The organism is Hydrogenophaga sp. ZJX-1 (assembly GCF_048590325.1).
In the GTDB taxonomy this organism is placed as follows: Bacteria; Pseudomonadota; Gammaproteobacteria; order Burkholderiales; family Burkholderiaceae_C; genus Hydrogenophaga.
In genome coordinates, this window is the sequence record NZ_JBMBRA010000002.1 from 570722 (window position 1) to 587168 (window position 16447).

Genomic DNA, 16447 nt, shown 5'->3' on the forward strand with positions numbered 1-16447 from the left:
CCGTCAGGGCCGCTGATCGGTGGACGGCTTCTTCCAGAGGTTGATGCCGCCTTCCACCGCGTGCTGGTCGATCGCTGCCAGCTCTTCGGCGCTGAAGGCGAGGTTGTTCAGCGCGCCCGCCAGATCCACGATCTGCTCCAGGCGGCTGGCGCCGATCAGGGCCGAGGTCATGCCGGGCTGGCGCAGCACCCAGGCCACCGCCATCTGCGCCAGGCTCTGACCGCGGTTGAAGGCGATCTCGTTGAGCGCCCGCACATGGGTCAGGTTCTGCTCGCTGAGGTGTTCCAGCTTGAAGGAGCCGCCGCCCGGCTGGTTGATGCGCGAATCTTCAGGGATGCCGCCCAGGTATTTGTTGGTCAGCAGGCCCTGGGCCAGCGGGCTGAAGGCGATGCAGCCGATGCCCTCGTCCTGCAGGGTGTCGAGCAGTTCGCCCTCGATCCAGCGGTTGAGCAGGCTGTAGGACGGCTGGTGGATCAACAGCGGCACGCCCATCTGCCGCAGGATGGCCGCGGCCTCGCGGGTCTTGCCGGCCGAGTAGCTGGAGATACCGACGTAGAGCGCCTTGCCCTGTTGCACGGCGGTGGCCAGCGCGCCCATGGTTTCTTCGAGCGGCGTGTCCGGGTCGTAGCGGTGCGAATAGAAGATGTCGACATAGTCCAGGCCCATGCGCTTCAGGCTCTGGTCGAGGCTGGCGAGCAGGTACTTGCGCGAACCGCCGCCCTGACCATAGGGCCCGCGCCACATGTCCCAGCCGGCCTTGGTGGAGATCAGCAGTTCGTCGCGGTAGGGCCGGAAGTCGCGCCGCAGGTGTTCACCAAAATTGGTCTCGGCGCTGCCGGCGGGCGGGCCGTAGTTGTTGGCGAGGTCGAAGTGGGTGATGCCCAGATCAAACGCGGTGCGCAGCATGGCGCGCTGGGTTTCCAGGTGCGAGCTGTCACCGAAGTTGTGCCACAGACCGAGCGAAATGGCGGGCAGGCGCAGACCGCTGCGACCGCACAGGCGGTAGGGCATGCTGTCGTAGCGCGTGGGAGCGGCGGTGTACATGGTGGGTCTCCTGCGTTCATGGGGGATGAACCCACCACTCTACCCATTCGCTTCGCCGCATGCACCGCCTCTTGAGCAGCCCTGAGAGGATCTTGGCTTCAAGGGAGGTGCCCATCGACGTGCCCCCGTCTTCAGGCGGGAGAGCGCTCCAGCCTGAAACGTTCGACCAGGGTCTTCAGGCGCTCAGCCTGGTCCTGCAACGACGAGGCCGCAGCGGCCGACTGCTCGGCCAGTGCGGCGTTTTGCTGCGCGCCCTGGTCCAGCTCGCTGACCGACGCGTTGGCCTGACCAATGCCTTGGCGCTGTTGCGCCGTTTCTCCGGTGATCGAGGCTATCGTGGCGGAGACCCGTTGCACCGAGGTCATGATTTCATGGGTGGCGCCACCGGCCCGTTTGACGTGTTCGCTGCCCGAGGCCACCTTTTCCAGCGTCGCCTCGATCAGGCTTTTGATCTCGCGCGCGGCCGTTGCGCTGCGCTGCGCCAGGCTGCGCACTTCCGCCGCCACCACGGCAAACCCCCGGCCCTGCTCGCCGGCGCGGGCGGCCTCCACAGCGGCGTTGAGCGCCAGGATGTTGGTCTGGAACGCGATGCCATCGATGATGGCGGTGATGTCGGCGATCTGGCGCGAGGCCGCGTCGATCTCGTTCATGGTCGCCACGGCCTGCCCCACCACATGGTCGCCACGCGTGGCAGCCGTTTGCGCCTCCGAGGCGAGCGCGTTGGCCGACTGCGCCGACTGCGCCGACTGATCGACCGACGCGTTGAGCTGGGTCAGGGCTCCGATGGCCCCTTGCATGTTCGTGGCAGCCATCTCGGCACGCCCGCTCAGGTCCAGGCTGCCCTGGGCGATCTCGGCGCTGGCCGTGGCAATGCCTCCGCAAGCCTGGCGCACGCCCAGCGCCAGTTCGTGCTGTGCCACGCGCATCAGTTCGAGCGAACGCGCCAGGACGCCCAACTCTCCATTGAAGCCCGTCTCGACCGGTACCGAGAGATCGTGCCGGGCCAGGCGCTCGGTGGCCTCCACCGTCGCGGAAAAGCCCCGCGTCACATCGCGCGTGATGCGCCATCCGGTCAGGGCACCGAACAGCAGGGCGATGAAGCTGCCGGCGACCACCACCTTTTGCGCCCCGTCAGCCGTGGCTGAGGCTTCTGCCACCGAAGCTTCCTTGGCGCGATCATCCCAGGCGGACAGCGCCACCAGCCCCTCTGACCACTGGTGGTACTTGGTGTTCCATGCCGCCGCATCCTGCCCCAGGGCGAGGGAGATGGCAAAGAAGATGGCAGGCTCCCCACGCCCGCCACTCTCCTTCTCGCCCAAAGGGATCACCTCATGAACCGCCCGGGCCCGCTGACCCACCTGGTCAAACAGGGCTGCCACGCTCGCATCGTTCGCAGGGAGGCTCTCTTTGGCGGCTTTCTCCTTGTTCAGATAGGTGTCCCAGTCCTGTCTGAGGCGCTTCATCATCGCCTCGCTGTCGGACAGTTCGGAGCCACGAATGTCGCGCAACGAGGACATGAATCGATAGGCGCTTCGCTCCATGCCAACGACTGCCGCCGTGCGATGTCCCCCCTGGATCACGACCTCCTGCAACGTGCGGTTCAGGTTCTGCATTCCGATCAGGGACAAGGCGGCAATACCCAGCAGCAGTGCCAGGACGGTCCCGAAGCCCCAGGCCAACCTTTGCCCAAGACGGCGTTGAGAAAAGAAGTTCATTGTTGAAAGGCTCCCCAGAATTGAGTGGTTTTCACAGATGGGTGGCTGGTGCACACAGGGTGGCGTGACCCAGCCGCTTTGCACACGCACAGGCCCGTATCGGCAGTTTGTCGACCCAACTGAAACAGGAAACCGCAGCATGGCGACGGTGATACTGGTTTTCACCTAGAAAACCCTGCTGGGGTCGCAGACATCAGCCACAGCGCGCCGCACGGGTCTAGCATTGCCTGTGCATGTCGACCCGTGGCGTGGTCGGCACCCTGCGCCGCCGACGAGGGGCGGGTGGCTGGCTGGCCGCACCACCGATGACCGCAGCCTGCGGGCGGGCCGATCTGCGTTGGCCCCTTCAAGCAGGAGACCGTCATGGACCATGCCCTTGAAAGACACGCGGCCGTGGACACCCCCCATGTGCGCCGAGTCGAAACCATGCAGCCGCTCGTGTGGCTGCGCCACGGCTACGCGGACCTCGCCCAATCGGGCCGATCCAGCCTGGCCTACGGCCTGTACATCACCGCCTTCGGCGTGATGCTGTTGGCCCTCAGCTGGGGCGCCACCTACCTGGTGCCGGCTTTTATCGGTGGCTTCTTGCTGGTGGCGCCGTTCGTGGCCATCGGGCTGTACGCCATGTCGGCGCAAATCGAGCGCCACGAACGCATCGATATGGCGCGGGCCATGTTCGCGTGGCGGTCCAACACCGGTTCGATCGCCTTGTTCGGCCTCCTGCTGACGCTGTCGCTGATCTTGTGGGAGCGGGTCGCTGCGATCATCTTCGCGCTCTCCTACGGTGGTACCGTGCCCGACCTGTCGGCGGTGGTCCAGAACGTGCTGTTTTCGGGTGAGTACTGGCCACTGTTGCTGGCATTCTTTGGTGTTGGCGCCGCGTTCGCGGTCATGGTGTTCACGCTGTCGGTGGTGAGTGCGCCGCTGCTGCTCGACCGGCCGGTTGACGCGGTGACAGCCACCATCACGAGCATGCGCTGCTGCCTGGCGAACCCGGGTGCCATGGCGGTGTGGGCCGCGCTGATCGCGGGTCTGGTGCTGATCGGCTTCGCCACCCTCATGCTGGGCATGATCGTCATATTCCCCTGGTTGGCACATGCCAGCTGGCACGCCTACCGCGACCTCGTGGAATGAGGGCCGGCGACTTCGCCGCGGTTTGGCTGCGGTGGTTCAGGTTCAGTGGATGCGCAATCCGCTGAACTGCCCATGCCGTGCCTAGCGCATCAGCGCATGGAATTGCCTGTGCTCCAGCCTGAGCAGCCGCTCGTGATCGCCGCACTCGATGTAGACCACGCTCAGGTTCTCGAGTTCGTCATCGACCACCGTCTCCAGGCCCCAGGCCATGCCCAGCGCGGGTACGGCACCGCGTTCGCAATCCGGGAACAGCGCGGCAATGCGATTCTCGTCGGCCAGGCGCAGGTGCTGGCGCGCCAACAGCTGCGAAACCCGGCCCAGCCGCACGTAGCGATCGGCCGGCACCACGGCCATCACGCAGCCGGCGTCATCTTCCAGCACCACCGCCTTGGCCAGCTGGTGCGGTGGCACATGGGCGGCATGGGCGCTGTCCGAGCTGCCGCGGGAGTGCCGATGGGGCTGCAGGTCGTAGTCGGCGTCGTGCACCAGCAGGAAAGATGACAAGCGGTCAGGAACGGACATGGCGACCTCCGATTCAATGCGCTGCCTCATGGCTGCCGCCGTGCCGTCCTTGGGTGGTGCGCTCGGTTGGACCCATCAGCTGGACCAGCCTGAGGCCGCCAGCCAGTGGTCGGCCAGCAGCAGCGCAAACAGCGCGAACAGGTAGACGATGGAATAGCGGAAGGTGGGCATCGCCAGCGCGCTGTCCCGGCGCAGGCGCCAGGCGAAGGCGATGAAGCGCGCGCCGAGCACGAGTGCACCGACCAGATAGACCGGGCCGCTCAAGCCGATTGCCACCGGCAGCAGCGACACCCCACCCAGGGCGATGCTGTAGTACAGGATGTGCGCGGTGGTGTACGGCACGCCACGCACCACCGGCAGCATCGGGATGCCGGCGCGGGCGTAGTCCTCGCGGCGGTGGATCGCCAGGGTCCAGAAATGCGGCGGCGTCCAGATCAGGATGATGAGGAACAGCGCCAGTGCGCCCGCGTCCACCTGCCCCGTCACCGCCACCCACCCCAGCAGCGGAGGCGCTGCACCGGCGGCGCCTCCGATGACGATGTTCTGTGGCGTGCGCTTCTTGAGCACCAGGCTGTAGACCACGGCATAACCCAGCAGCGATGCCAGCGTGAGCGCGGTGCACAGCAGGTTGCTCACCCACAGCAGCAACGCCAGACCGGACGTCACCAGGGTGGCGGCAAAGACGACGGCCTGCGCCGTGCCCAGCACACCGCGCGGCAGCGGCCGGCCGCGCGTGCGCGCCATCAGCGCGTCGATGCGCTGGTCGATCACGTGGTTGGCGGCGGCCGCGCCAGCGGCCACGAGGCCGATGCCCAGCGTGCCGAAGGCCAGCACCGTCCAGTGGGGCCACCCCGCTTGTGACAGCAGCATGCCGACGACCACCGTGAACATCATCAGCGCGATGACACGTGGCTTCACCAGTTCGGCATAACTGCGCCAGGACGTCACCCCGCCACGCGGCGGTGACGCGACCAGTGCGGTGGGAGGCTCAGGCATGGCACAGGCCCTAGCGGAAGAAGAGCAGCCGCGTCAGGTTCACGTAGCCGGCCTCCGAAGCCATCAGCCCCACCAACGCCACCAAGGCGAGCGGTGGCAGCAAGATGGCGCAGATCAACGCCAGCCGCTCCCAGGCCAGGTGCATGAACACGGCCACGATCAGGCCTGCCTTCAGCAGCATGAAGAGCAGGATCAGGCTCCAGCGCCACAGACCCTGCAGGTGGTAATAGTCCACGGCGTAAGACATCATGCTCAGCACAAAGAGCAGCGCCCAGACCTTCAGGTACAGGCCGATCGGGTGCTGTTGCTGCCCGGCGAGGGTGTCGTGCGTCGTCTGCATGGCGTTCACCACAGGTAGAACAAGGCAAAGATGAAGACCCACACCAGATCGACGAAATGCCAGTAGAGGCCGGTGATCTCGACGATCTGGTAGTGCCCGCGGCTCTCGTAGCGTCCGCGCAGCAGGCGCACCGCAACCACCAGCAGGTAGATCACCCCGGCCGAGACGTGCAGGCCGTGAAAGCCGGTGATCATGAAGAAGCTGGAGCCGAACTGCGCCGCGCCCATCGGGTTGCCCCAGGGGCGAACGCCCTCGTCCACGATCAGCTTGGTCCACTCGAAGGCCTGCATGCCCACGAACAGGGCGCCGAAGGCCGCGGTCACGAACATCAGCCGCGCCGCGTTGACACGGTCACGGCGGTAGGCGCAGTTGACGGCCATCGCCATGGTGCCGCTGCTGGTGATGAGCACGAAGGTCATCACCGCGATCAGCAGCAGCGGCACGTCGGCGCCGCCGACGTGCAGCGCGAAGACCTCGCTCGGGTTCGGCCACGGCACGGTGGTGGACATGCGCACCGCCATGTAGCCGGTGAGGAAGCTGCCGAACACGAAGGTGTCGCTGAGCAGGAAGAACCACATCATCGCCTTGCCCCAGGCGACGTGGAAGGCCTGGCGGTCGGACGACCAGTCGGCCACCAGCCCGCGCAGCCCCGTCGCCGAGTCGGGTGTCCCGGTGCTCGGTGGGGCGGCTCGGACAGTGACGCTGCTCATGGTGGTCTTTCAGGCGCGGCCGCAAATGAAGCGCACCACTTCCGGCGTCAGCCAGCCGAGCGCGGCGAACAGCACGACCCACACGGCGAACAGGAAGTGCCAGTAGCGTGCGCACAACGTGATGTGCAGCGCCAGGCGCCGCGGCTCGACCGGTGGCGGCCCGGCCGCCTGCACGGTGGCGCTCCAGGCCACGAGGCCACCGATCACATGCAGCCCGTGCAGCACGGTGAGCACATAGAAGAAGCTGGCCGCCGGGTTGCCCGCGAGCACCACGCGGGCGTCCAGCAGGCTTTGCCAGGCCCACAGCTGCGAGCCCAGAAAGGCCATCGCAGCCACGCCGCCGGCCAGCAGCAGACGCCGCGCCTGGGCGTGGCGCAGCGCATGCGCCGCCGTGGCCGCGCGCTGCAGCAGCAGACCACCGGCCAGCAGCAACCCGCTGCTCAGCCACAGCTGGGACGGCATCGCGATCGGCGACCAGTCGACCGCCTCCATGCGCATCGCGTAGGCGACGATGAACAGACCGAACAGCGTGCTGACCACGCCCATGAACAGCCACAGGCCGGTCGCTGCGGCACGCGCCCGGGTGGCGGCCGGGTCTCCGACATGCAATGTGGTGATGTTCATGATCGGGCTCCGTCACGAGGCGTGGTCGGCAACGCAGACGCCTCGGGCTCCTGGCCACCGGCCTGCGCCGGCGCGTTTTGGGCAATGAAATCCTGTGCCACACCCGGCACGCTGTAGGCATAGGCCCAGCGGTGCACCACCGGCAGCTGCGGGCCCCAGTTGCCATGGCGCGGTGGCGTGTGCGGCGTGGCCCATTCCAGCGAGGCCGCGCGCCAGGGGTTGGGCTCGGCACGGCGCCCGCGCCAGGCGCTCCACAGCAGGTTGTAGACGAACAGCAGTTGCGCCGCGCCCACGATCAAGGCCACCACGGTGATGAAGGCGTTGAGCGTGTGGGCCGAGGCGGGAATGAACGCGTAGTCCGCATACTCGTAGTAGCGCCGCGGCATGCCCATCACACCCAGGTAGTGCATCGGGAAGTAGATCGCGTAGGTGCCGAGGAAGGTGACCCAGAAGTGGACGCGCCCCAGGCCTTCGTCGAGCATGCGGCCGGTGACCAGGGGGTACCAGTGCACGATGGCGCCGAACACCACCAGCAGCGGCGCCACGCCCATCACCATGTGGAAGTGGGCGACCACGAAATAGGTGCCCGAGAGCGGGATGTCCACGCTGACGTTGCCCAGGAACAGCCCCGTCAGCCCGCCGGCCAGGAAGGTGAGCATGAAGGCCAGCGTGAACAGCATCGGCAGCGTGAGGTGTATGTCGCCGCGCCACAGCGTGAGCACCCAGTTGTAGACCTTGATCGCCGTGGGCACCGCGATGATCAGCGTGCTGGTGGCGAAGAAGAAGCCGAACCAGGGGTTCATGCCGCTCACGAACATGTGGTGCGCCCAGACCACGAAGCTCAGCCCCCCGATGACCACGATGGCCCAGACCATGGTGCGGTAGCCGAAGATCGCCTTGCGCGCATGCACGCTGATGAGGTCGGAGACGATGCCGAAGGCCGGCAGCGCGACGATGTAGACCTCGGGGTGGCCGAAGAACCAGAACAGGTGCTGGAACAGCAGCGGGCTGCCGCCCTTGGTGCCGGTGGCCTGCCCCATCGAGATGAGTGCGGGCATGAAGAAGCTGGTGCCCAGGGTCTTGTCCAGCAGCATCATCACGCCGCTCACGAAGAGCGCCGGAAACGCCAGCAGCGCCAGGATGGTGGCCACGAAGATGCCCCACACCGACAGCGGCATGCGCAGCAGCGTCATGCCTTCGCAGCGCGCCTGCAGCACCGTGGTGACGTAGTTCAGGCCGCCCATCGTGGTGGCCACGATGAAGATCAGCAGCGAGACCAGCATGAGGATGATGCCCCAGTCGTACCCTGGCGTGCCGGGCAGGATGGCCGCCGGCGGGTACAGCGTCCAGCCTGCGCCGGTGGGGCCTCCCGGCACGAAGAAGCTGGCCATCAGCACGATCACGCTGAGCAGGTAGGTCCAGAAGCTCAGCATGTTCATGTACGGGAACACCATGTCGCGCGCGCCCACCATCAACGGGATCAGGTAGTTGCCGAAGCCGCCGAGGAACAGCGCCGTGAGCAGGTAGATCACCATGATCATCCCGTGCATGGTCACGTACTGGTAGTAGCGTTCGGCGTTGATGAACTCGAACACGCCAGGGAAACCGATCTGCAGCCGCATCAGGTTGGACAACAGCAGGCCGACCAGCCCGACCGCGATGGCTGTGCAGGCGTACTGCACCGCGATCACCTTGTGGTCCTGGCTCCAGACGTAGCGCGTGATGAAGCTGCGCGGAGCGTCATCGTGGTGGCTGGTGTCGATGAGGGCCATGGCGGACTCCCTGTGGAGGTCAGGGTCGGGCGGGCTCGGCGCCCTGCGTCCTGATATAGGCCACCAGCGCGTCGAGCTCGCTGGCAGTCAGTTCGATCTGCGGCATCACCGGCGCAAAGCCTTTCACGTTGCGCGCCTTCGGGTTGCGGATGAAGGCTCGCAGGTAGTCCTCGTCGACGCGCGCGGTGGAGCCGTCGGTGAAGGTCTCGGTCTTGCCGAACAGGCCCTTCCAGGTCGGTCCCACGCCGGGTTGGCCATCCACCGTGTGGCAGGCCACGCAGCCCTTGGCCTGCGCGAGGGCGCGGCCCTGCGCCGCCATGTCGGGCAGACCGGGGCCGCTGTCGGCTCTGGCCCGCATCGCCGCGAAAGTGGGTTGCTGTTGCAGCCAGGCCGACCAGGCTGTCGCATCCTCCACCACGACCACGCCGCGCATGGCCGGGTGTCCGACACCGCACAGCTGCGCACACAGGGACTCGAAACGTCCCGCCCGGGTGGGGGTGAACCAGAACCAGCTCACCTGGCCCGGCACGATGTTCATGCGTGCGCGGAACTGCGGCACGAAGAAGTCGTGCAGCACATCGTGCGAGCGCGTCAGCACTTTCACCGACCGGTCCGTCGGCAGGTGAACCTCGTTGGCATCGATCAGCACGTCGTCCTGCGCATCGGGGTCGGCGGGGTCCAGCCCGAAGGGGTTTTCGGGCGACACGAAACGCAGGTCGGTGACGCCCAGCTGGCCGTCCGTACCCGGCATGCGAAAACGCCATTGCCATTGCTGGCCGAGAATTTCGAGCTGCATCGCGTCCATCGGCGGGTCGACGTAGCGTGCGTACACCCACAGCCCCGGGGCCAGCAGTGCCACGATGCCAATGGTGGTGATGCCGCCCAGCCAGCGCTCCAGGCGGTGGTTGTTCGGCTCGTAGGCCGCGCGCGCGCCCGCACGGTGATGGAAGCGCCACAGGGTGTAGATGACGAACAGGTTGATGACAACAAAGAACAGCCCGGTGACGACGACGGTGATCGTCAGCGTGTCGTCCATCGATTGCCAGTTCGAGGCCAGCGGTGTGAGCCACCAGGGCGTCACCAAATGGAAGATCACCGTGCCGGTGACGATCAGCAGCAGTGCGACGGCGATGGCCATGGTGTCCAGGGCGCGCCAGCGCAAGCGAATGGCTCGCGCCGCAACACCCCCCGTGATCGATGAGACCCGACGTCCATGGTTCCCTCCGGTGGTAGCGCCCCTGCGACTTGTTGCCGCGACCGGGGATCTCAGGGGAAGGCCGGAATGTTGGGTTCGACGCCTTCCAGATGGGCCTCGGGATGCAAGGTCTGCAACCGCGACTCGATCTCCTCAACGCGCCCTTGCGGCACGTCCACCATCAGCAGGATCTGTCCTTGCTGGATCGCCCGCTCGAAACGCCGGAGCCGCTGGCTGGGTGTGGACACACCGATCATGCTGGAGACCCAGGTTCCGAAGGCCAGGCCCACCATCGCGAGCACGACGACCCAGACCCCTTGCGGTGGCTCGCCAGCGACCGGCAGATACCACGACACCACGATGCCCGCCGCGGAACCCAGGACCGCCCCGATGAGCGCCCCCATCTGGGCGGCTCGCACCACATCGGATGTCTGGAGGATGCTGGCCGCGTGCAGGCCGGAAAGCTTGATGTCTGCGCGGCCGACAAAATGCATGTCCCGCTCGTCGATGCGAGCCAGCAGCATGTCGTCCATCGTCCTGCGTGCGCTGGCCACATCGGGCAGCAGCCAATAAATACGCTTGCGCATGGTGGCCTCCTTCCGCTCAGCGGTGTGGCATTCAATGCAAGCTCTCAAACCTGATCGGCGGCAGGCTTCAGTGACACGCCCGAACGGCGTTCGGGCGGTTCCCGTCACCAATCAAGCAGCCTGTGGCGAGAGTTGTACACCCCAATCGCAGCGCCGTCCAAACAAACAAAAAACCCACGAAACCGTATCAAGAATCGTGGGTGTTGCCGAGGCCAGCGCCGAAGGCGCGCAGGGGGATTTATTTGGCCGTGGGCATCACAAATTCGGCGCCTTTGCCAATGCTCTCCGGCCAGCGCTGCATGATCGATTTCTGCTTGGTGTAGAAGCGCACGCCCTCTTCGCCATAGGCGTGCATGTCACCGAACAGGCTCTTCTTCCAGCCGCCAAAACCCTGCCAGGCCATCGGCACGGGGATCGGCACGTTGATGCCGACCATGCCCACCTGGATGCGACGGGCGAACTCTCGCGCCACGTTGCCGTCGCGCGTGAAGCAGCTCGTGCCGTTGCCGAACTCGTGGTCGTTGATGATCTGCACCGCTTCGGCGAAGTCGTGCACGCGCACGCAGCTCAGCACCGGGCCGAAAATCTCTTCCTTGTAAATTTTCATGTCGGTGGTCACGTGGTCGAACAGCGTGCCGCCCATCCAGAAACCGCCCTCGCAACCTTCACCGGTCTGCTTCGCATCGAAGCGGCGGCCATCCACCAGCAGCTTGGCGCCTTCGGCCGCACCCACCTCGATGTACCCCGTGATGCGCTGGTGCGCGGCGGCGGTCACGATCGGACCCATCTCGGCCGCCAGGTTGGTGCCGTTGAGCACCTTCAGCGCCTTGGTGCGCTCGATCAGCTTGGGCATGATCTTCTCGGCCACGTCGCCCACCAGCACCGCCACGCTGATGGCCATGCAGCGCTCGCCGGCCGAGCCATAGGCCGCACCGATCAGCGCGTCCACCGCCTGGTCCAGGTCGGCGTCGGGCATCACCACCATGTGGTTCTTCGCGCCGCCCAGGGCCTGCACGCGTTTGCCGTGGTGGGCGCCGGTCTCGTAGATGTAGTTCGCAATGGGCGTGGAACCGACGAAGCTGATCGCCTTCACGTCCGGGTGCACCAGCAGCGCGTCCACGGCTTCCTTGTCGCCCTGCACCACGTTGAAAACACCATCGGGCAACCCGGCCTGTTTCAGCAGGTCGGCCATGAACAGGCTGGCGCTCGGGTCGATCGGGCTGGGTTTCAGCACGAAGGTGTTGCCCGCGGCGATCGCCACCGGGAACATCCACATGGGCACCATCACCGGGAAGTTGAACGGCGTGATGCCGGCCACCACGCCCAGCGCCTGGCGGATGGTCCAGTTGTCCATGCCGGTGGAGACCTGGTCGGTGAAGTCGCCCTTGAGCAGTTGCGGGATGCCACAGGCAAATTCGATGATGTCGATGCCGCGCGCCACCTCACCCTGCGCGTCGGTGAACACCTTGCCGTGTTCGGCGGTGATCAGCTGCGCCAGTTCGTCCTTGTGCAGGTTCACCAGCTCCAGGAACTTGAACATCACACGGGCGCGGCGGATCGGCGGCGTGTCGGACCAGGCCGGGAAGGCGGCCTGCGCGGCCGCCACGGCCGTGTCCACGTCGGCCGCACTCGCCAGCGCCACGCGGCCGGTGACGGCTCCGGTGGCGGGGTTGAACACGTCCTGCGCGCGGGTGGAGGTGCCTGCTGCGCGGGCGCCAGCGATGAAGTGGGTGATGGCGGTGGTCATGGTGTGTCTCTTGGGATCAATGGTGGGTGCAGTGTAGGAAGCACGGCTGCGCTATACAAGGCCAAAAGCCTGAAATGATTGTTCAAAATGGTGAACAATAGGCTCCATGAACGAGCAGAAAGTCCACGAACTCTGGGGCCACTTCCACTGGCTCAACGTGCTCGCCCAGCAGGGCAGCTACACGGCTGCCGCCGCGCGCCTGGGCGTGAGCAAGGCCGCGGTGAGCCAGCGCATGGCCGAACTGGAGCGTGTGGCCGGCGTGGCGCTGGTGCAGCGCACCACACGCAGCGTGCGCCTGACCGAAGCCGGCCAGCGCCTGGTGGACGACACCCGCGCCTCTTTCGAACACATCGCCCAGTGTTTTGCGCAGGTGCGCGACGCCGCCGGCTCGCCGCGCGGCCTGCTGCGCGTGACGGCGCCGGTGGCGTTTGCGCGCCAGCAACTGGTGCCACGCCTGCCGGAGTTCCTGCGCCAGTACCCCGAAGTGCGACTGGAACTGGACATGGCAGACCGCCTGCGTTCGCTCGCCACCGAAGGCTTCGACCTTGCCATCCGGCACACCGCCACGCCGCCCGACACCCACGTGGCCTGGACACTGTGCGCCACTCGCTCGGTGCTGGTGGCCAGCCGCGCCTACCTGCGCCGCCAGGGCGTGCCCGCTGCGCCGGGCGATCTCGCGCAGCACAACTGCCTGCACTACCCGCGCTCGCAGGACACGCCAGCCTGGACACTGGAGCCGCTGGCGCCTGGTTCAGTGGCGCAACGGGTGACGGTGCAGGTGTCCGGTTCGCTGGCCGCCAACAACAGCGAGGCCCTGCGCGACGCCGCGCTCGGCGGGCTCGGCATCGCCTTGCTGCCCGACTTCAGCGCTCAGGCCAGCCTGCTCGCGGGCAAACTGGTGCAGGTGTTGCCGCAGTGGCAGCCGGTGGGCGCGTTCGCCGAACAGCTCTACGCAATCCGCCCGTATTCGGCCCACGTGCCGCGCGCGGTGACGGCGTTTGTGGATTTCCTGCGTCAGACCCTGGCACCCGGGTTTGCCGAAGGCCTGGCGACCTGACGCGAGGGCCTCAGCCCATCAGCCGCGTCAGCGCTTCCTGGTACTTGGCCGCCGTTTTTTCGATCACTTCCTTGGGCAGGCGCGGCGCCGGCGCCGTCTTGTCCCAGGCCTTGCCGCTCACCTGCGCGGTCTCCAGCCAGTCGCGCAGGAACTGCTTGTCGTAGCTCGGCGGGTTCTGTCCCACCACGTAGCTCTCCAGCGGCCAGTAGCGCGAAGAGTCGGGTGTCAGCACCTCGTCCATCAGCACCAGCGTGCCGGCCTTGTCGAGGCCGAACTCGAACTTGGTGTCCGCGATGATGATGCCCTTCTTCAGCGCGATCTCGGCCGCAGCCTTGTAGAGCGCGATGGAAATGTCGCGGATCTGCGCGGCCAGCTCGGGACCGATCATGGCCACGGTCTGCTCGAAGGTGATGTTCTCGTCGTGCTCGCCCATCTCGGCCTTGGCAGCGGGCGTGTAGATGGGCTCGGGCAGCTTGCTGGCGTTCATCAGCCCCTCGGGCAGCGGCACGCCGCAGACCGAACGGCTCTCCAGGTATTCCTTCCAGCCGCTGCCGGCCAGGTAGCCGCGCACCACCGCCTCAACCGGAATCGGCTTCAGGCGCTGGACCAGCATGGAGCGGCCCGTGACCTGGGCGCGTTCAGCCTCGCTCACCACGCTCTCGGGCGCTTCGCCGGTCAGGTGGATCGGGCAGATGTTCAGGCCCTTTGGGCCGAGCTGGTCAAACCAGAACAGCGAAAGCTGGGTCAGCAGCGCGCCTTTGCCGGGAATCGGCTCGCCCATGATCACGTCGAAAGCGCTGATGCGGTCCGACGCCACCATCAGGATGCGGTCGTCACCCACGGCGTAGTTGTCACGCACCTTGCCGCGCGCGAGCAGGGGCAGGGAAGTCAGGGCGGAGGTGTGGAGGGCGGAAGTCATGATCGGGCGCGAGGAAAGTGACAGCCAAGAAAAAAGCCCGGTGACCGAACAGTCAGCGGGCTCCGAACCATTCCGGGGAATTATCGCAGGTCGGGTGACCGGCGCGGCGTGGGTTCCTCCTCAGGTGCCATGGGCTGGTCGGTCCTCGCGCCGGGCGCGTCTGAACGTTCCAGCGCCGGACATTCGACGCGCCTGCAGGGACGCCTGGCCAGCGTCCCGGGGACCGGCTTCAGTACTTCGCGCTCGACGCCACCGTCAGGCCGGCGTGGTCGCAGGAGAACATTTCCAGACTGTTGCCACGTGTCTGGTGACCGTTGGACAGCTGCTGGTAGGCCTGCATCTGCTCCCGGGAGACCACGGACAACAGCAGGCCGCCCTTGTCCTCTGGCGTGAGCTCCTTGCCCAGCAAGCGGCTGGCGCGGCTGCTCAGGCAGGATTCGGCGTTCAGGTGGCGAAACGCCAGCGATTCGATGTACTTGCCCGCTTGCAGGCTGCTGGTCACGGTCCTGGCGTACGCGCCCACATAGGCGCTCGCGGCCTCATCCACTTCGGGCTGGTTGAACGGCTTGATCTGCACCGCCTGCGGGGCATTGAGCACCTGCTGGGACAGCTGGGGCGCCGTTGTCGAACAAGCCGCAAGACCCGTCAAGGCCAGTGCGATCAGAACCGATTTGGAATGCTGGAGGTGTTTCATGGAATTTCCCTGGTTGATTGACCTTCCCTGCGACCACAGGCAGCAGGAACTCCTTGTCACAGCTTGTTCATCGGCAGGCCCGGCGGTTTCTTGAAAGCTCGCTCAGGGGCAATGGTTTCAAGTCGTAACCGTCCGACAGGACAGGCACAAATCGACGGCTCAGTCACTGGGGAGACGCTGTCGTTTTCCACAAAACGTCATTCCGCAATAAGCAAAAAGGCCACCGCAAGGGTGGCCTTTCAGGGAAGCGGAGACGGCCTGGCGTCAGACCACCTTTTGCGCCAGTTCGCCCTGGGCGTACTTCGCGGCCATCACGCTGAGCGTGTCGCCCTTGATCTTGGCGCCCTGGCCTTCGCAGCCGAACTCGATGTAGCGCTGCTTGCAGATCGCCTTGGCGGCTTCGCGGGCGGGCTTGAGCCACTCGCGGGCGTCGAACTTCTCGGGGTTCTCGGCCAGGAACTTGCGCACCGCGCCGGTCATGGCCATGCGGATGTCGGTGTCGATGTTGATCTTGCGCACCCCGTGTTTGATGGCTTCCTGGATCTCTTTCACCGGCACGCCGTAGGTCTGCTTCATCTGGCCACCGTACTGGTTGATGATCGCCAGCAGGTCCTGCGGCACGCTGGACGAGCCGTGCATCACGAGGTGGGTGTTGGGGATGCGGGCGTGGATTTCCTTCACGCGGCTGATCGCCAGGATGTCACCGGTGGGGGGGCGGCTGAACTTGTAGGCGCCGTGGCTGGTGCCGATGGCGATGGCCAGGGCATCAAGCTGGGTCGCCTTGACAAAGGTGGCGGCTTCTTCGGGGTCGGTCAGCATCTGGGAATGGTCCAGCTTGCCTTCGGCGCCGATGCCGTCTTCTTCGCCCGCGTCACCGGTTTCCAGGTTGCCCAGGCAGCCGAGTTCACCTTCCACCGTGACGCCGCTCTTGTGCGCCATCTCGACGACCTTGCGGGTCACTTCCACGTTGTAGTCGAAGCTCGACGGCGTCTTGCCGTCTTCGTTGAGCGAGCCGTCCATCATGACCGAGCCGAAGCCCAGGGCGATGGCGCCTTCGCAGACCTTGACGCTGGTGCCGTGGTCCTGGTGCATGACCAGCGGGATGTGCGGGTACATCTCGGCAGCGGCCTGGATCAGGTGCTTGATGAAGGCTTCACCCGCGTACTTGCGGGCACCGGCCGAAGCCTGCAGGATGACCGGAGCGCCGACCTCGTCGGCCGCGGCCATGACGGCCTGCACCTGTTCGAGGTTGTTGACGTTGAAAGCCGGAATGCCGTAACCGTTCGCCGCAGCGTGGTCGAGCAGTTCGCGCATGGAAACGAGAGCCATGAAAATCCCCTAAATCAAATTGGTAACCGGTTGGTAACTCGGGGAATTTTAGCGCCGCGGGC

16 protein-coding genes are annotated in these 16447 nt (G+C 66.1%); 2 read left to right on the top strand and 14 right to left on the bottom strand.

Annotation, left to right across the window (positions count from 1 at the left end):
* Positions 1-3: 3 nt before the first annotated feature.
* Both mgrA and ACN5W5_RS07450 read right to left on the bottom strand, forming a co-directional pair.
* Complete coding sequence (mgrA, locus tag ACN5W5_RS07445) at positions 4-1044, bottom strand: L-glyceraldehyde 3-phosphate reductase (protein WP_420047892.1); 1041 nt, start codon at positions 1042-1044, stop codon at positions 4-6.
* A gap of 131 nt (positions 1045-1175) precedes the next feature.
* Entirely contained in the window at positions 1176-2672 is a 1497-nt protein-coding gene (locus ACN5W5_RS07450) for a methyl-accepting chemotaxis protein (protein ID WP_420047893.1), read from the bottom strand.
* A gap of 450 nt (positions 2673-3122) precedes the next feature.
* On the opposite strand from ACN5W5_RS07450, the gene ACN5W5_RS07455 reads away from it, so the two are divergent.
* A complete protein-coding gene (locus tag ACN5W5_RS07455; protein WP_420047894.1) occupies positions 3123-3893 on the top strand; it encodes a DUF2189 domain-containing protein in 771 nt (256 codons plus the stop codon).
* Between the two features lie 81 nt (positions 3894-3974).
* Here the strand turns inward: ACN5W5_RS07455 and ACN5W5_RS07460 are convergent, their stop codons facing one another.
* The 9 genes from ACN5W5_RS07460 to ACN5W5_RS07500 all read right to left on the bottom strand — a co-directional run bounded on the left by ACN5W5_RS07460 (position 3975) and on the right by ACN5W5_RS07500 (position 12386).
* Positions 3975-4415 (bottom strand): aminoacyl-tRNA deacylase, encoded by a 441-nt coding sequence (locus ACN5W5_RS07460; RefSeq protein ID WP_420047895.1) that lies wholly within the window; start codon positions 4413-4415, stop codon positions 3975-3977.
* A 75-nt stretch (positions 4416-4490) separates the two neighbouring features.
* Positions 4491-5411: a heme o synthase gene (gene cyoE / locus ACN5W5_RS07465; RefSeq protein WP_420047896.1), complete on the bottom strand. Its 921-nt coding sequence runs from the start codon at positions 5409-5411 to the stop codon at positions 4491-4493.
* 10 nt (positions 5412-5421) lie between these two features.
* On the bottom strand, positions 5422-5751 hold the full coding sequence (locus ACN5W5_RS07470) for a cytochrome C oxidase subunit IV family protein (RefSeq protein ID WP_420047897.1): 330 nt from the start codon (positions 5749-5751) through the stop codon (positions 5422-5424).
* Between the two features lie 5 nt (positions 5752-5756).
* Positions 5757-6461, bottom strand: coding sequence for a heme-copper oxidase subunit III family protein (locus ACN5W5_RS07475; RefSeq protein WP_420047898.1), 705 nt, complete (start codon positions 6459-6461; stop codon positions 5757-5759).
* A 9-nt stretch (positions 6462-6470) separates the two neighbouring features.
* Positions 6471-7085, bottom strand: a complete 615-nt coding sequence (locus ACN5W5_RS07480) for a bb3-type cytochrome oxidase subunit III (protein ID WP_420047899.1) — start codon at positions 7083-7085, stop codon at positions 6471-6473.
* Positions 7082-8857: a cytochrome c oxidase subunit I gene (locus ACN5W5_RS07485; protein WP_420047900.1), complete on the bottom strand. Its 1776-nt coding sequence runs from the start codon at positions 8855-8857 to the stop codon at positions 7082-7084. Before ACN5W5_RS07485 ends, ACN5W5_RS07480 begins: the two co-directional genes overlap by 4 nt.
* 19 nt (positions 8858-8876) lie before the next feature.
* Positions 8877-9995, bottom strand: coding sequence for a cytochrome c oxidase subunit II (locus tag ACN5W5_RS07490; protein WP_420047901.1), 1119 nt, complete (start codon positions 9993-9995; stop codon positions 8877-8879).
* A 128-nt stretch (positions 9996-10123) separates the two neighbouring features.
* Positions 10124-10639, bottom strand: coding sequence for a DUF1269 domain-containing protein (locus ACN5W5_RS07495; protein WP_420047902.1), 516 nt, complete (start codon positions 10637-10639; stop codon positions 10124-10126).
* 238 nt (positions 10640-10877) lie between these two features.
* Complete coding sequence (locus tag ACN5W5_RS07500) at positions 10878-12386, bottom strand: CoA-acylating methylmalonate-semialdehyde dehydrogenase (protein ID WP_420047903.1); 1509 nt, start codon at positions 12384-12386, stop codon at positions 10878-10880.
* Positions 12387-12492: 106 nt separating this feature from the next.
* On the opposite strand from ACN5W5_RS07500, the gene ACN5W5_RS07505 reads away from it, so the two are divergent.
* Positions 12493-13443, top strand: coding sequence for a LysR family transcriptional regulator (locus tag ACN5W5_RS07505; RefSeq protein WP_420047904.1), 951 nt, complete (start codon positions 12493-12495; stop codon positions 13441-13443).
* A 10-nt stretch (positions 13444-13453) separates the two neighbouring features.
* Here the strand turns inward: ACN5W5_RS07505 and ACN5W5_RS07510 are convergent, their stop codons facing one another.
* The 3 genes from ACN5W5_RS07510 to fba form a co-directional block, all read right to left on the bottom strand.
* Positions 13454-14362 (bottom strand): phosphoribosylaminoimidazolesuccinocarboxamide synthase, encoded by a 909-nt coding sequence (locus ACN5W5_RS07510; protein ID WP_420047905.1) that lies wholly within the window; start codon positions 14360-14362, stop codon positions 13454-13456.
* A 229-nt stretch (positions 14363-14591) separates the two neighbouring features.
* A complete protein-coding gene (locus tag ACN5W5_RS07515; RefSeq protein ID WP_177137623.1) occupies positions 14592-15056 on the bottom strand; it encodes a hypothetical protein in 465 nt (154 codons plus the stop codon).
* Positions 15057-15320: 264 nt separating this feature from the next.
* Positions 15321-16385: a class II fructose-bisphosphate aldolase gene (fba, locus tag ACN5W5_RS07520; protein WP_420047906.1), complete on the bottom strand. Its 1065-nt coding sequence runs from the start codon at positions 16383-16385 to the stop codon at positions 15321-15323.
* Positions 16386-16447: the final 62 nt, after the last annotated feature.

Coding starts and splice junctions, on each gene's coding strand:
- mgrA (WP_420047892.1), bottom strand. CDS start 1,044: ATGTACACCGCCGCTCCCACGCGCTACGACAGCATGCCCTACCGCCTG.
- ACN5W5_RS07455 (WP_420047894.1), top strand. CDS start 3,123: ATGGACCATGCCCTTGAAAGACACGCGGCCGTGGACACCCCCCATGTG.
- ACN5W5_RS07460 (WP_420047895.1), bottom strand. CDS start 4,415: ATGTCCGTTCCTGACCGCTTGTCATCTTTCCTGCTGGTGCACGACGCC.
- cyoE (WP_420047896.1), bottom strand. CDS start 5,411: ATGCCTGAGCCTCCCACCGCACTGGTCGCGTCACCGCCGCGTGGCGGG.
- ACN5W5_RS07470 (WP_420047897.1), bottom strand. CDS start 5,751: ATGCAGACGACGCACGACACCCTCGCCGGGCAGCAACAGCACCCGATC.
- ACN5W5_RS07475 (WP_420047898.1), bottom strand. CDS start 6,461: ATGAGCAGCGTCACTGTCCGAGCCGCCCCACCGAGCACCGGGACACCC.
- ACN5W5_RS07480 (WP_420047899.1), bottom strand. CDS start 7,085: ATGAACATCACCACATTGCATGTCGGAGACCCGGCCGCCACCCGGGCG.
- ACN5W5_RS07485 (WP_420047900.1), bottom strand. CDS start 8,857: ATGGCCCTCATCGACACCAGCCACCACGATGACGCTCCGCGCAGCTTC.
- ACN5W5_RS07490 (WP_420047901.1), bottom strand. CDS start 9,995: ATGGCCATCGCCGTCGCACTGCTGCTGATCGTCACCGGCACGGTGATC.
- ACN5W5_RS07495 (WP_420047902.1), bottom strand. CDS start 10,639: ATGCGCAAGCGTATTTATTGGCTGCTGCCCGATGTGGCCAGCGCACGC.
- ACN5W5_RS07500 (WP_420047903.1), bottom strand. CDS start 12,386: ATGACCACCGCCATCACCCACTTCATCGCTGGCGCCCGCGCAGCAGGC.
- ACN5W5_RS07505 (WP_420047904.1), top strand. CDS start 12,493: ATGAACGAGCAGAAAGTCCACGAACTCTGGGGCCACTTCCACTGGCTC.
- ACN5W5_RS07510 (WP_420047905.1), bottom strand. CDS start 14,362: ATGACTTCCGCCCTCCACACCTCCGCCCTGACTTCCCTGCCCCTGCTC.
- ACN5W5_RS07515 (WP_177137623.1), bottom strand. CDS start 15,056: ATGAAACACCTCCAGCATTCCAAATCGGTTCTGATCGCACTGGCCTTG.
- fba (WP_420047906.1), bottom strand. CDS start 16,385: ATGGCTCTCGTTTCCATGCGCGAACTGCTCGACCACGCTGCGGCGAAC.